A 15,550-nucleotide genomic window follows, 5' to 3' on the forward strand; every position below is an offset into this window, starting at 1 on the left:
GCCTCCTTTTTCTCATGGCAGGGAATAAAAAAGCCCTGTAAGGCTTGGGCCTTACAGGGCGTATTTTATATAAATCCGCGTGCGATTACTCGTACTCCTGCCAGCTCTTAATCTGAAGCTGATCCTGGCTCAATGTGCAGAATGCCTCGATGAAGGCGGAAGCCAGACGGGCATTGGTGATCAGAGGAATGTTGTGGTCGATGGCGCCACGACGGATTCTGTAACCATTGGTCAACTCACGCTTGGTGTGATTCTTAGGGATGTTGACGATGAGGTCGAACTTGTGGTCGGCAATCATCTGCATCACGTTAGGAAGATCCTTGTGGTCCTCATCAGGCCATCCTACGGCTGTAGCCTTCACGTTGTTCTCGTTCAGGAACTTCGCTGTACCGGCTGTAGCGTAGATGGTGTAACCATTCTTTACCAGCGCCTGGGCTGCGTCGAGCAGAGAAGCCTTCTCCTTAGCACCACCGCTTGAAAGCATGATGCCCTTGTCCTTTGAAGGAATCTTGTAGCCGGTGGCAATCAAAGAGTTGAGCAATGCCTCCTCGAAAGTATCACCCATACAGCCTACCTCACCGGTAGAACTCATATCCACACCCAAAACTGGGTCGGCGTTCTGCAAGCGGGCGAATGAGAACTGGGATGCCTTCACACCCATACGGTCGATATCGAAGGCAGACTTGTCTGGCTTCTGATATGGAGCATCGAGCATGATGCGGGTAGCTGTCTCGATGAAGTTGCGCTTCAATACCTTGCTCACGAATGGGAATGAACGGGATGCACGGAGGTTACACTCGATCACCTTCACATCGCGACCCTTAGCCAAGTACTGGATATTGAAAGGACCCGAGATGTTGAGCTCCTTGGCGATGGCACGTGAAATCTTCTTGATCTGACGGGCTGTAGCGAAGGAAATCTGCTGAGCTGGGAAGGTCATGGTGGCGTCACCTGAGTGAACACCTGCATACTCTACGTGCTCTGAAATACCATACTCTACAATCTCACCATTCTGGGCAACACCGTCGAACTCAATCTCGTTGGTCTCGGTCATGAACTGAGAGATAACCACTGGGTACTCCTTAGAAACCTCAGAAGCTGCCTCCAGGAAGCGACGCAACTCATCATCATTGTGGCAAACGTTCATGGCTGCACCAGAAAGAACGTAAGATGGACGAACGAGAACAGGATAGCCTACCTCGTCGATGAACTTCTGAACATCCTCCATTGATGTGAGGGCGCTCCACTTAGGCTGGTCGATACCGAGCTTATCGAGCATGGCAGAGAACTTACCGCGGTTCTCGGCACGGTCGATGTTGACAGGAGATGTACCCAGGATTGGCACAGACTGGCGATGGAGCTTCATAGCCAGGTTGTTTGGAATCTGACCACCTACAGAAACAATCACACCACGTGGTGACTCCAGGTCGATGACATCGAGTACACGCTCGAATGAAAGCTCATCGAAGTAGAGACGGTCGCACATATCGTAGTCGGTAGATACGGTCTCCGGGTTGTAGTTGATCATGATTGACTTGTAACCCAACTTGCGGGCTGTGTTGATGGCGTTTACTGAACACCAGTCGAACTCTACAGAAGAACCGATGCGGTAAGCACCAGAACCGAGAACGATGACAGACTTCTCGTTCTTGTAGTAGTTGATGTCGTAACCCTCTACAGCGTAAGTCATGTAGAGATAGTTGGTAAGGTCAGGATGCTCGCTAGCCACAGTAGGGATGCGCTTTACGGCAGGAAGAATGTTCAGCTTCTTGCGCTGGGCACGAACTGCGAGCACCTCCTTCTCCATGTTTGTGTTCTGAGTCTTCAATACGAAGCGGCCAATCTGGAAGTCAGAGAAGCCCAATACCTTAGCCTCGCGCAATACCTCGGCTGGAATCTCCTCCAGAGTATTATATTCAGAAAGCTTGTGCTTGTAATCTACGATATTCTTCATGCGCTCGATGAACCAAGGGTCAATCTTGGTCAACTCCTCGATGCGCTCGATGGTGTAGCCTTCCTCCAGAGCCTGGGCAATGGCGAAGATACGGAGGTCGGTAGGGTTAGAAAGTTCCTCATCCAGGTTTTCGAACTTGGTATGGTCGTTGCCTACGAAACCGTGCATTCCCTGACCAATCATACGGAGACCCTTCTGGAGCATCTCCTCGAATGAGCGGCCGATAGACATGATTTCGCCTACAGACTTCATGGAAGAACCAATCTTGCGGCTTACACCGGCAAACTTGGTAAGGTCCCAACGAGGAATCTTGCAGATCATATAGTCGAGTGATGGAGCCACATAAGCTGAGTTAGGAGTACCCATCTCGCCAATCTGGTCGAGTGTATAACCGAGGGCAATCTTGGCAGCAACGAAGGCGAGCGGATAACCGGTAGCCTTAGATGCGAGGGCTGAAGAACGGCTCAAGCGAGCGTTGATCTCGATGATACGGTAGTCGTTGGTCTCTGCATTGAAAGCATACTGGATGTTGCACTCACCCACGATGTTGAGGTGACGGACGCACTTCACGGCGATGTCCTGCAACATCTTCACCTGCTCGTCGGTAAGAGAACAGGTAGGAGCCACCACGATAGACTCACCCGTGTGGATACCCAGTGGGTCGAAGTTTTCCATAGAGGCAACGGTGAAGCAACGGTCGTTAGCATCACGGATGCACTCGAACTCAATCTCCTTCCATCCCTTCAGGCTCTCCTCAACGAGTACCTGAGGTGCGAAAGTGAAGGCAGATTCAGCAATCTCCTTGAACTCCTCTTCGGTCTTGCAGACACCAGAACCGAGACCACCCAGCGCGTAGGCAGAACGGATCATGATAGGGTAGCCGATGTTGCGTGCCGCAGCCACAGCCTCCTCCATGTTCTCGCAAGCGTGGCTTACTGGAACCTTGAGGTCAACCTTGTTAAGCTCCTTTACGAAGAGGTCGCGGTCTTCTGTGTTCATGATTGCCTCTACCGAAGTACCCAACACATCCACACCGTACTCCTTGAGCACACCGTTGAGGTAAAGTTCTGTACCAACGTTCAAACCCGTCTGTCCACCCCAAGCCAGCATGATGCCGTCTGGGCGCTCCTTCTTGATAATTTCAGTTACAAAAAAAGGTGTCACCGGCAAGAAATAAACCTTGTCAGCAATACCTTCACTTGTCTGAATTGTAGCAACGTTTGGATTAATGAGGACGGAACTAATACCCTCCTCGCGCAAAGCCTTGAGAGCCTGCGAACCGGAATAGTCAAACTCACCTGCCTGGCCGATCTTCAAAGCACCGGAACCCAGAACGAGGACTTTCTTAAGCTGTTTCTTCATCATTATATATAACTATAAGTTTGTTCTTTATATGTCTTGTTATTTATGTTTTTAGCAACTAAACTGCATTTGGCTTAGTTCACAAATGGTAGACACACTATTTTGGGATGCAAAGTTACGCTATTTATTTGATTATTCCAAATTTTCTGCAAATCTTTACAGTTAAATAACATCAATTATTATTATTTCTTCTCTAGAAAGTCGTATTTTTGCAATTATTTTGTTACTTTTGCAGCGACTTTTAGTCATGTAGAAAAAGAATAAACAAATAGCAAACAAGATAAATATAACAACAATGAAAGTCGGATTATTCGTCCCTTGTTATGTGGATGCCCTTTACCCTGAAGCGGGTGTGGCTACATACAAGTTGCTTAAGCATTACGGACTAGACGTGGGTTATCCCGAAAAACAGACTTGCTGCGGCCAGCCAATGGCTAATGCCGGTTTTCAGGACAAGTCGGAGAAGGTCATAGAGACATTTGATGAGTTGTTCAAGGATTACGATTACATCGTAGCTCCTTCTGCCTCATGTGCCGCTTACGTAAAGGTGTATTATCCTAAAATCCTTGAGGGTAAGCACGAGTGTGTTTCCTCTAAGAAAATCATGGATGTTGTGGAGTTCCTTCACGATGTGCTGAAGGTGGATCATGTGCCGGGCAAATTCCCGCATGTGGTGAGTGTGCACAACAGTTGTCACGGTGTGCGCGAACTGGGCTTGTCGTCTCCATCCGAGCGACACATCAAGCCATTCAACAAGATTATCGATCTATTGAATATGGTGGAAGGCATTACCATCCACGAACCGGAGCGCAAGGATGAGTGCTGCGGATTTGGCGGTATGTTCTCTATTGAGGAACCTGCCGTTTCTACCCGTATGGGCGAGGAGAAGATCAAGCGCCACATGGCTACAGGCGCTGAGTTTGTTACCGGACCGGATTCTTCCTGTCTGATGCACATGGCTGGAATCGCCAAGAAAGAGAAGATGCCGATCAAGTTTATTCATGTTGTTCAAATATTAGCTGCAGGACTATGAGTACAGAACATTCCAAGAGAGCTGCGAAGTTTACGCAGAACGTAGAGAAGACCACCTGGCACGACGCTACCTTCTGGTCTGTTCGTCAGAAAAGAGATAAGATGGCGCAGGAACTTCCTGAGTGGGAAGATCTCCGCGAGCATGCGTCTGAAATCAAGATGCACACGATTACTCATCTCGCCGATTATCTCGATATGTTTTCCAAGAATCTGGAGAGCCGTGGGGTGAAGGTTCACTGGGCAAAGGATGCACAGGAATTTAATGAGATTGTGCTCGGTATCCTGAAAGATCATAACGTGAAGAAGATGGTGAAGTCGAAGTCGATGCTCACCGAGGAGTGCGAGATGAATCCTTATCTGGAGCAGCACGGCATTGACGTGGTGGAGACCGACCTGGGTGAGCGCATCATCCAGCTTCTGGGTCAGAAGCCTAGCCATATCGTGATGCCTGCCATCCACCTGAAGCGTGAGGAGGTAGGTAAGATGTTCGAGGAGAAGGGAATCTCCAAGGAAATCGGCAACTATGATCCTACTTATCTGACCCGCTGTGCCCGTCATCATCTCCGCGACCAGTTTATGGAAGCTGGAGCTGGTATGACTGGCTGTAACTTCGGTGTGGCTGCTACCGGCGATTGCGTGGTCTGCACCAACGAGGGTAATGCGGATATGACCACTTCCATGCCTAAGCTCCATATCGTAGCGATGGGTATTGAGAAACTGGTTCCTGATTATAAGTCACTGGCTGTATTCCAGCGCCTGCTTTGCCGCTGCGGAACCGGTCAGCCTACCACTACCTTTACCTCTCATTTCCGCCAGGCTCGTCCGGGTGCCGAGATGCATGTGGTATTGGTGGATAACGGCAGAAGCGACATTCTTGCTGATAAGGACCACTGGCAGACGTTGAAGTGTATGCGCTGCGGTGCCTGCATGAATACCTGTCCGGTTTATCGTCGTTCGGGTGGTTACAGCTACACCTATTTTATTCCGGGTCCTATTGGCGTGAACCTGGGTATGCTGAAGAATCCTCAGAAGTACAGCGACAATGTTTCGGCATGTACTTTGTGCTTGTCTTGCGATAATGTCTGTCCTTCCAAGGTAGGACCGGGTTCTCAGATTTATGTCTGGCGCCAGAGTCTGGAGAAGTTGGGTAAGGCTGATCCTGTCAAGAAGGCGATGTCGAATGGTATGAAGTATCTCTTCGACCGTCCTGCGCTCTACACCACTGCCCTGAAGTTTGCTCCGCTTGTCAATCTGGTTCCTGAATGCTGTACGCACTTCAGCAATTGGAATGCCTGGGGCATCGGTCACGCCATGCCTGAGTTTGCAAAGAAGAGTTTCCATCAGCTTTGGAAAGAAGGAAAGGTGAAGTAGTGGGTAATCATAAAGTTCAAAGTTCAAATTTCAAAGTTCAATGAAGAAAGAAGATTTCCTGAACAAGTTGCGTAAGAATACGCACGTTCAATTCGATATGCCTGCCGTAGATGTGAAGGGTATCCAGTATGAGGATACGCTGAAACAGTTTATTGAGATGACGGAATCGGTAGGCGGTCATGTGATAGAGGCGAAGGAGGGTGAGAGTCTGGATGAGCTGGTGAAGAAGGCTTATCCGGAAGCCAAGGTCTTTGCTTCTCATCTGCCAGAAATCACGATTGCCCAGAAGAATCCTGATACCGTGGCTGAGGCTAACGACCTGAATGGTACTGATGTGGGTATTGTTCGTGGTGAAGTGGGTGTTGCCGAGAATGGCTGCATCTGGATTCCTCAGACCATGAAGGAGAAAGCGGTGCTCTTTATCTCGGAATACCTTGTAATATTCCTCGAAAAAGAGAAGATTGTGAACAATATGCATGAGGCTTATGCCCGTATTGAGATGGATCCGAAGTACAATTTCGGTATTTTCATCAGTGGTCCTTCCAAGACTGCCGATATTGAGCAGGCTCTGGTAATGGGTGCGCAGGCAGCCAGAGGCGTAACCGTAGTGCTTTTGTAAAAGAAGTATTGAATCTTAATCTATACGAATAAAGCCCACCAAATCGGTGGGCTTTATTCTTATCTCTGCTCAGTTAGATTTCCCATTGGTATGTGTCGTAGATGACCCCTCTTCCTCCGAATCCTTCCTTTTGGTGGATGAGATTCTTGTTGAGATACTTGCCCGCATCTTCTGTGGATTTGCCGAAGTCGAAGTATGGGACATTCCATGGGCATTTGTGGAGGATAAAGTCGAAGAGGGCATCCAAAGCTCCCAGTTCCTTGCCCAATTCGTTGGCAGCGATATACTGGGTATGAATTACTTGGGGGGTAGTATATACGATGCTTCCACCAATAATCGTTTCATCTTTCTTTACCACAAAGCAGAGAATGTGGTCTGGAAAACGATGCATAAGTAATTGCAGTTCCTCTTTCGAGTGTACAGGATGAGTATTATGCCTCTGCCAAAGATTCTTGTCCAATAAATCCCAAAAGTCTGTGATGTCCTTTGGAAATTTTGTAAATCCAACACTTAGTCCATGGCTCACAGCTTTCTTGATGCCTCTTCTTCTCTGCTCGCTGAATCGTAAGGGGGCATTGAGAAAAATGGTAGTGGAAATCTCTCTAGCTATCAACTTTGCCTTCCCAATATAGGAGAGAGCATAGAGGTCCTCTTCCGAAGGGATGCTCTGGTATATCCATGGCATTGCCTTGTAGATACATAACTGGAAATCATTTTGCAGGAGATAGTCCTTGAGAGCCTGAAAGATGTCGATGCAAACTTCTGCTGTTACCTTGGAACAAGTCAGTAAGCCTCCATACGTCAGTCCTTGGTGAGAATAGAGAATCTTCTTGTCCTCATCCGCAGTTTCATTGGCAGGAAGAATGGCATACAAGCGTCCTTTATAATAGAACATCAAGGAATGGTCATGAAATCTGTCTTGATGATAGTCCATATAGTTTCTGTCGAAGAGGAAGGTGCCTTGTCTGGATTTCCAAACAAAGTTGTTCCATTCGGCAGCGTCTTTTGGGGTATATCTTTTGATTTCTATCATGGCTCTGATGTTGTGCTATGTGTGGTATGGATGTATTTCAGAAATTCATCGTATTCATACAGATAGTCTTCTGGCTCATAAAGTTCAGAGGCAAGCACCAGGCATACGGCTCCCTCGGAGAAATCATCCAGTGTGCGCCATATCTCTGTGCCGAGATAGAGCCCCATGCCAGGATTGCTGAGCTGGTATTTCTTGGTCTCCTTGCCGTTGTCTAGGGATACGGTAAATGATCCATGCACGGCGATGATGACTTGCTGGAGCTTTTTGTGGGCATGACCGCCTCGGTTGCCACCCTGTGGCACATTGTATATCCAGTAGGCACGTTTCAAGTCGAAGGGAAGCTCGATGTTCTCCTCTGATACAGTCAGGTTGCCTCTAGGGTCGGATATGGTATGTAATTTGATGATTCTACCTAATTCTTTCATAAAGTTGTATTCTTTTATTTGATAACGCTCTTTTTCTTTTTTTATTGCTTATTGCTTATCCTTCTTGGACAACTTGATGCTGGCATTGAACTTACGATGGCTCATTTCCTTCTTAATTTCCTTGGAGTAGAGGCTTGCACCTTCACGGTTCAGATGGTTGGCATTGTGGAATAATGCCCTGTGATGGGTGTAGGCAGTGTCGCAATAATGGTTAAGGAATGGGATGCCTTCCTGTTGGCAGATAAGCTTGAACCTGCGAAATACTGAGTCGCTTTGGTAGGATAGCTGTGGCGATGCTGTGAATATGAGGCTGGTATGGCTCCTTTTGCATTCGGCTATCAACTTGTGCAGATATTCATATTTCTTTCTGTCGTGTTTGTTTTGGGGTAAGGTCTCCTTCTCGATGGCTTGGCATCCCTCGTAGGGAGAGTAACCCTTGGTATAGCTCATGGCTGGATGACGCCAGTCGGCAAGCAGCTTGAGTAACCTCGAATTATACTGATAGAAAGGAAAGAGCATCTTGATGCGCTCGGTGGAGTCCACGTCCCAGAAAATCTCTCGTATGCCTGGTCGGTGGTAATAGGGGCGCAGGTTGGTGAGATAGGTACTGTTGTCATCTTGCAGCAGGTCATAGTCTGGTTCTACATCGTAGATGAGCATGTAGGGCATGCGTCTTTGCTTGAGTAGTTGCAGTCTGCCCATGCTGAAGATGATGCCCATGCGGTCTTCTCCCACATTATAATAGTTGCCCAAGATGTCTGGGTCGTAGTGATGCAAGGCTCTCGACGACCCCATGATGATGGAGTCGGCTATCAGCTCATTGTGGATATAGCGCATCCTGCCGCTCTCGCCTTTTACCTGAAGGTCGAGATAACGAAAGGTTTGTGCCGTGATGATATATATGATGGTCAGCAAGATAAGAAAGACCATGATTTTACTTAAGAACTTTTTCATATTTCAGCTTACGATTTGTTTCAACTTACGTTTATTTTAGCTTACGATTTAGAAACCTGCGTAGATGAATTGCCCCGAATCGAATACACCGAAGAGGAAGATGCTGGTAGTTACCACGACGTATGTACACCATCTCACCCAGAGCTTCGGATGATGGAATGGATTTTGACTTGGGGTTACTTCAACGATGAGATCTTTGGCGAATACCATCAAGATGAATAAGAGGATGAATTTTTCAAATACCCAGAAGTTCATGTCTTGCTCAGTGAATATCTTGCCGATTACATGGAAGGCATCGCCCACGCTTGGCATTCGGAAGAATATCCATAGGAAGTTGATGAGCAGGAAGTTGATGAGGATGCTTATTCCTCTCCTCATTCTCTGCCTAACTTTGTGCTCGGTATTTCTACTCTCTTTGGTGAAGCTTAGCATCTTCTCCATCACTTGGAAGAATCCGTGAAGAACTCCCCAAAGTATGAAGGTCCAGTTAGCCCCATGCCAAATGCCACTGATGAGGAAGGTGATAATGATGTTGAGATAGGTTCTCCCCTTGCTGCATCTGTTTCCGCCTATGGGGATGTAGATGTAATCGCGCAGCCATTGGGAGAGACTGATGTGCCAACGATGCCAAAAGTCGGTGACGCTATGGGCAAAGTAGGGATTGTGGAAATTCTGTTGCAAGCGGATGCCGAGCATGGAAGCCGAACCGATGGCTATGAGAGAGTAGCCGGCAAAGTCGGTGTATAGTTGGATGGAATAGAGGACGGAGGCTGCCAGCAATTCTGATCCACTGTGCTGCATATAGCCATCCAGCACGGGATTCACGTAGAGCAAGAGACGGTCGGCAATAACCGTCTTCAAGAACATACCCCACACTATCATCTTGGCACCATTTGCCAACTGCTGATAGTTAGGACGCACCAGCTGGCTCAGTTGGCATCTCAGGGCATCGTATCGGTTGATAGGACCTGCCGTGATGGATGGGAAGAAGGATATATAGAGCATGTAGGTGGGCAGATGATGCTCTGCTTGATACTTATCTCTGTAAACATCGAAGAGATAACTCAATGCCTGAAAGGTGAAGAAAGAGATACCCAGTGGTACTATGAGGGTATGGTGAGATGAGAGGCTATCCATGTAGAGCACCTCTGTGAGGATAAAGTCTGTATATTTGTAGAAGAGCAGGGGGAGGGTGGTGAGAAGGGCTCCTAAATAAACAATGAGTTTGCTTCTGTTGTTTGAGGTGCTGTTTGTTCTCTCCTTTCCCTTATTTCTTTCTATCAATAGAGCGGAAGTATATGAGATGAGTGTTACCACCAAAAGTATAGCTGCCAATGACTGGTTGTAATAGTAGTATAGGGCATAGGAAATCGCCAACAAAAAATACTTTTTGATGGCTTCCTTCTTGATGGCATGGAGCAGCAAGAAGAGGAAGGGAAATAAGGTGATGTATAGAAATGAATTGTAAATCATTGGAATAGTGTGGGCGAGTTTTCAATAAAAGAAGTACAGAAAACGAACTGTTAACTGTTAAACAGTTAACTTCTCGCTTTCTGTATTCTTTGTTGCTGGGCAGGTAACAAATCTGCCCTCTCGGTATTTTTTAATGGGGGATGATGTTATTTCTTCATGTATGGGTCGGTTCCCAATACGGTTTTTGCCAGGCGCTTTGCCTTGTCGCGAAGCTGGTTGAGGTCATCGCCCTTTTCGCCGTAGCAGAGCACTACACCCATTCTTCTGCCTACGTGAGCCTCTGGCTTGCCGAAGATACGGATGCGGGTATGGTCTTCCTTCAGCGCATCGAGCATATTGTAGTTTAATGGCTCGGTGCTTTCCTCTGGTGAGAGGATGACGGCAGAACAGCCGATGTGCTCCAGATGGATTCCGGCGATAGGCAAGCCCATCACGGCACGGAAATGGAGTTCAAACTCGCTCAGATTGGTGGTGTGACCGAGGGTTACCATACCTGTATCGTGTGGACGAGGACTCAACTCTGAGAAGATGACTTCGCCCTGCTTGCTCAGGAAGAACTCTACGCCCCAGAGACCGGCACCAGTCAATGCCTTGGTTACTTCACCGGCAATGTGCTCAGCCTTCTTCAAAGCCTCCTCTGGAATCTGGAATGGCTGCCAACTCTCGCGGTAGTCGCCGCCCTTCTGTACGTGGCCGATAGGCGGACAGAAGAGGGTAGGACCGTCTTTCTGGGTGACGGTGAGCAGGGTGAACTCAGAATCGAAGTCGATAAATTCCTCGATGATTACTTCCTTCACGTCGCCACGACCTTCTTCCATTGCTTCCTTGTAAGCCTCCTTCAGTTCATCATCGTTGTGAACATAGCTCTGTCCATGACCGCTTGAACTCATCAGAGGTTTCACTACGCATGGGAAACCGATTTCATCGGCAGCGTTCTTAAACTCCTCGAAGGTCTTGGCATAGAAGTACTTGGCGGTGCGCAGCCCCAGTTCCTTGGCGGCAAGGTCGCGGATGGCACGGCGGTTCATGGTGTAGTTCACGGCACGTGCAGAAGGCACAACCTGGATGCCCTCCTTCTCGAAGTCGAAGAGTCGCTCGGTGCGGATAGCTTCAATCTCAGGCACGATGATGTCTGGGTGATGTTTCTCTACCACTGCGGTCAATGCGTCGCCATCGAGCATCGAGAACACTTCTCGCTCGTCGGCTACCTGCATGGCTGGTGCATTGTCATACTTGTCGCAAGCGATGACGTACTGTCCTGCTCGCTTTGCGGCGATGGTAAATTCTTTGCCCAGTTCGCCTGAGCCCAAAAGCATAATCTTCTTCATTTATATGATGTTTAATGTTTTATGTCCCTAAAATTAATCACTAATAACAAATAATTAATCACTAATAATTAATCACTAAGTCCGAACTTCTTTCTGATAAATTCTGCGATAAACTTCTCTGTTTCTTCGATTCCCAGATGGCTGCTGTTGATGCAGAGGTCGTAGCTCTCGCTGTGTCCCCACTTCTTGCCTGTATAGTAATCGTAGTAAGAGGCGCGCTGCTCCTCATGGCTTTCGATGAACTTGCGAGCGGAGGCTCTGTCGATGTCCTTTCGCTTGCACACTGCCTTGATGCGGTCGTCGATATTGGCGGTGATGAAGATGTTGATCACGTTCTTGTAATCACGCAGTACATAGTCGGCGGTTCTGCCCACAAACACGCAGTTGCCCTCATCGGCAGCCTTTCTGATGGCGTCGCTCTGGAACTTGTACAGACCTTCCTGCGAGAAGTCGTTGTGATAGAAATTGTTATCGCTCAGGAAGGGCAGATGGGTATGGAAGAGAGACTTGAAGAATCCCTTCTGCTCATCGTTCTGCTCGAAGAATTTCTCAGAGAATCCACTCTCCTTGGCGGCAAGATTCAGCAGCTCACGGTCGTAACATTTGCAACCGAAATCCTCCGCCAGCTTCTCGGCGATGATATGGCCGCCGCTACCTATCTGGCGACCCACGTTTATGATAATCTTATTCATAATTTATAGTTTATAATTTATAGTTTACAGTTTATAGTTTACAGTTTATAGTTGAAAGTTTATAGGGCTTAGCAGTTAGCAAGATTGCTATAAACTATAAATTTCAAACTATTAACTGAATGAATGCCCTATTAACTATAAACTTTTAACTTTTAGCTGTTCTTGGTGTTGTCTTTTCAACTTGTTCATGTACCATACCATGACGACTCCGGCGATGACTGCGGCTGAGAAGTCGGAGATAGGCATACTGTACCATACTCCATCAATGTCCCAGATCATCGGCAGGAAAGCCAGGAGCGGCAGAAGGATGAGCAACTGTCTCGACAAGGAGAGGAAGATACTGATCTTCACCTTTCCGATGCACTGGAAGAAGTTCGTGATGACCATCTGGAACCCGATGACCGGGAAGCAGAACATCACTACTCTGATCGCCTTAATGCCCAGGTCTATCAGATGCTTATCGGTAGTAAACATTCTCGCGCAGTAGTAAGGCAGGAACATCGCTATCAGCCAGCCCGTTACCATGATGGCGGTGGCGGCAATGATGCTCAGATTCAGTACGCGCATCAGTCGGTCCAGTTTCTGTGCTCCATAGTTGTAGCCGGCTATAGGCTGCATTCCCTGGTTTACGCCTAATACGAACATGATGAACACCATCGCAATACCATTGGCTATTCCGTAGGCTCCCACGGAGAGGTCGCCTCCGAACCGCACCAGCTGGTTGTTGATGAAGATGACGATGATGCAGGCGCACACGTTCATCAGGAAAGGCGAAATGCCGATGGCGAGGATGTTATCTACGAGTTTCCTCTTCAGTTTGTAGATTCCTTTCTTGAAGTGGAGCAGTTCACTCTTGTTGCTGAAGAGCTTGATCTGCCACATCAGCGCCATCAGCTGCGAAAGGATGGTGGCGATGGCGGCACCCTGTATTCCCCATTTGAAGACGAGGATGAAGAGGGCATCGAGTATCACGTTCATCACCACCGTGAAGATGGTGGCGTACATCGCCTGCTTGGGCTTGCTCGCTGCTCGGAGCAGGGCGTTCATGCCGAAATACATGTGGCTCACCACATTGCCCAGCAGGATGATGACCATATACTCATGGGCATAGATGAGCGTCTGGTCGCTGGCTCCGAAGAATCTCAGGATTGGGTCGAGGAAGAGCAGACAGATGATGCTCAGTCCGATACCGATGATGAGATTCAGTGAAATCGTGTTACCCAGAATGTTTTGCGCTGTGGCATAGTCTTTTTGTCCCAACTTCACGCTGATGGCAGTAGACGCTCCTACGCCCACACCGGCTCCGAAGGCAGCGGTGAGGTTCATGAAGGGGAAGGTGATGGCGAGACCTGAGATGGCCATGGCTCCCACACCCTGACCGATGAATACTCGGTCTACGATGTTGTAGAGTGAGGCGGCGGTCATCGCAATCATAGCTGGCAAGGCATACTGAACGAGCAGCTTGCCCACCGGCTTCGTACCTAATTCTAATGTCGCTTGTTTATTTTCCATTTATATCTGTTTTTGCCTCATAGCCGCTTGCCCTGCTTCTTTCAGAATGCAATTGCAGCGGCTACTTGTCTGCAAAAGTACAAAAAATATCTGATACCTTATTATATATATGAGAAAAACTTGCATTTCATGATAAAAACTTCCCTTTTCCTTTGGTGTTTTCGTACAATTTCTGTACTTTTGCACTTCAGAATAAACAATTCAACTGATTAATAAATGCAATACAGAAATATTGCAGCAACAACAATAACAAACCGGACTACCGATATAATGATGAAAAAATTTTTGATGCTTTATGCATTTTTAATGACCACTCTTTCTTTGTTTGCTCGCGAAGACAGGGTTAGTAATTTTGAGCAACTGATGCGGTTGCCCCGCATCGCCGAAACCGATATGGTGTCGTATCCTGGAGGCAAGTGTATGATGTATCGTCTTTATCTCAGAGACAAAGACCTCAGTCACACTCCCTTCTCGGTAAGTCGCCCGGCAGAATTCCTCTCTTCCCGTTCCATAGAGCGCAGAAAGAGGCAGAATCTGCCCATCGATGTTACCGATTTGCCTGTGGCTCCTGCTTATGAGCAGGCTGTAAGCGAGGCAGGCATCGAGATTGTGGGCAAGAGCAAGTGGAACAATACCCTGCTGGTCCGCATTCATAAGGAGAAGGAACTACGGAAACTGGATGAACTCGATTTCATCACACGGAAAATGAAGGTCTTCTCTGCTCCCGATTCTGTCAGTCAGCGCGTCAGAAGTAGCGTTCGCAGGGGATTGAACGATTGGACTGGTGGAGTAGGCGAATATGGTGCTGCCGATGCGCAGATCCAGTCGCTCAACGGCAAGCGGCTGCATGAAACCGGACATTTGGGCAGAGGAATGATGATTGCTGTCTTCGACGGCGGATTCATGAATGTGGATAAGATTCCGGCGCTGCATAATATCAGATTGGCGGGCGTTAAGGACTTTGTGGTTCCTCAATCCAAGAATGTTTTCGCCGAGATGGAGCATGGAACGATGGTGCTTTCTACGATGGCTGCCAACGAACCCGAAAGATTCGTGGGGGTGGCGCCTGAGGCTCAATATCTGCTGGTGCGCTGTGAAGATGAGCGCACAGAGAGTCTGGCAGAAGAGGATTACTGGGCTTTTGCGGCTGAATATGCTGACAGTTGCGGCGTGGATGTCATCAACTCTTCGTTAGGCTATCATGGCTTCGATGATGCGTCAACCAACCATCATTATAATGAGCAGGATGGCAATTCTACCCTCATCTCCCGCACCGCTTCGATGTGTGCTGACAAGGGAATCATCTGTGTCAATTCTGCAGGAAACGACGGAATGGGAAGCTGGAAGAAAATCAATTTCCCTGCTGATGCACGCAATATCCTTACCGTGGGCAGCGTAAACGAAATGGGCGAGAATGCGGCTTTCAGTGCCGTGGGACCTACTGCTGACGGCAGAATCAAACCTGACGTGATGGCTTACGGAAGTCCTACCTGTGTGATTACGGGCCGTGGAAATATCATCAATGATAACGGAACGTCTTTCTCTTCTCCGCTCATCGCCGGAATGGTAGCGTGTCTCTGGCAGGCTTTGCCTCAGAAGACGGCTAAGCAGATTATGAAACTCGTGAGATTGGCTGGTAATAATCAGCATCATCCCGATAATGTATTCGGATATGGTGTGCCTGATTTCTGGAAGGCTTATCAGACGGGGAAAGCGATTAGGTAGACTTGGAACTTTGAACTTGGAGCTTTGAACTTTATGATTAGCTTTGCTGCTATATGATAAGGGAAGTTCC

The 15,550-nt window shown here is 47.9% G+C and carries 12 protein-coding genes; 4 read left to right on the forward strand and 8 right to left on the reverse strand.

Going from position 1 to position 15,550, the window contains the following annotated elements:
• Positions 1-85: 85 nt before the first annotated feature.
• A complete protein-coding gene (gene carB, locus FO447_RS00320; protein WP_200758433.1) occupies positions 86-3,316 on the reverse strand; it encodes a carbamoyl-phosphate synthase (glutamine-hydrolyzing) large subunit in 3,231 nt (1,076 codons plus the stop codon).
• A gap of 295 nt (positions 3,317-3,611) precedes the next feature.
• On the opposite strand from carB, the gene FO447_RS00325 reads away from it, so the two are divergent.
• From FO447_RS00325 to FO447_RS00335, 3 genes are read left to right on the forward strand one after another with little or no spacing between them, the layout of a single operon-like run.
• Positions 3,612-4,349 (forward strand): (Fe-S)-binding protein, encoded by a 738-nt coding sequence (locus tag FO447_RS00325; RefSeq protein WP_117586984.1) that lies wholly within the window; start codon positions 3,612-3,614, stop codon positions 4,347-4,349.
• Complete coding sequence (locus tag FO447_RS00330; protein ID WP_117694406.1) at positions 4,346-5,719, forward strand: lactate utilization protein B; 1,374 nt, start codon at positions 4,346-4,348, stop codon at positions 5,717-5,719. The genes FO447_RS00325 and FO447_RS00330 overlap by 4 nt, the downstream gene beginning before the upstream one ends.
• Positions 5,720-5,759: 40 nt before the next feature.
• Positions 5,760-6,338 (forward strand): LutC/YkgG family protein, encoded by a 579-nt coding sequence (locus FO447_RS00335; RefSeq protein WP_119229157.1) that lies wholly within the window; start codon positions 5,760-5,762, stop codon positions 6,336-6,338.
• Positions 6,339-6,411: 73 nt separating this feature from the next.
• Here FO447_RS00335 and FO447_RS00340 read toward each other — a convergent pair whose 3' ends face one another.
• From FO447_RS00340 to FO447_RS00370, 7 genes are all read right to left on the reverse strand, one after another.
• Positions 6,412-7,371, reverse strand: a complete 960-nt coding sequence (locus FO447_RS00340; protein ID WP_006847769.1) for a GNAT family N-acetyltransferase — start codon at positions 7,369-7,371, stop codon at positions 6,412-6,414.
• A complete protein-coding gene (locus FO447_RS00345; RefSeq protein WP_200757184.1) occupies positions 7,368-7,796 on the reverse strand; it encodes a sugar 3,4-ketoisomerase in 429 nt (142 codons plus the stop codon). The genes FO447_RS00340 and FO447_RS00345 overlap by 4 nt, the downstream gene beginning before the upstream one ends.
• A gap of 48 nt (positions 7,797-7,844) precedes the next feature.
• Entirely contained in the window at positions 7,845-8,750 is a 906-nt protein-coding gene (locus FO447_RS00350; protein WP_200757186.1) for a hypothetical protein, read from the reverse strand.
• A 48-nt stretch (positions 8,751-8,798) separates the two neighbouring features.
• Positions 8,799-10,223: an MBOAT family O-acyltransferase gene (locus FO447_RS00355; protein ID WP_200757188.1), complete on the reverse strand. Its 1,425-nt coding sequence runs from the start codon at positions 10,221-10,223 to the stop codon at positions 8,799-8,801.
• Positions 10,224-10,369: 146 nt separating this feature from the next.
• Positions 10,370-11,551, reverse strand: a complete 1,182-nt coding sequence (gene purT, locus FO447_RS00360) for a formate-dependent phosphoribosylglycinamide formyltransferase (protein WP_006847765.1) — start codon at positions 11,549-11,551, stop codon at positions 10,370-10,372.
• Positions 11,552-11,619: 68 nt separating this feature from the next.
• Complete coding sequence (locus tag FO447_RS00365) at positions 11,620-12,243, reverse strand: AAA family ATPase (protein ID WP_022121486.1); 624 nt, start codon at positions 12,241-12,243, stop codon at positions 11,620-11,622.
• Positions 12,244-12,378: 135 nt separating this feature from the next.
• Complete coding sequence (locus tag FO447_RS00370) at positions 12,379-13,755, reverse strand: MATE family efflux transporter (protein ID WP_200757189.1); 1,377 nt, start codon at positions 13,753-13,755, stop codon at positions 12,379-12,381.
• A 363-nt stretch (positions 13,756-14,118) separates the two neighbouring features.
• Between FO447_RS00370 and FO447_RS00375 the strand changes: the two genes are divergently transcribed.
• Positions 14,119-15,480: a S8 family peptidase gene (locus FO447_RS00375; RefSeq protein WP_234699099.1), complete on the forward strand. Its 1,362-nt coding sequence runs from the start codon at positions 14,119-14,121 to the stop codon at positions 15,478-15,480.
• Positions 15,481-15,550: the final 70 nt, after the last annotated feature.

Origin of the sequence: Segatella copri (assembly GCF_015074785.1) — a bacterium.
Classification (GTDB): Bacteria; Bacteroidota; Bacteroidia; order Bacteroidales; family Bacteroidaceae; genus Prevotella.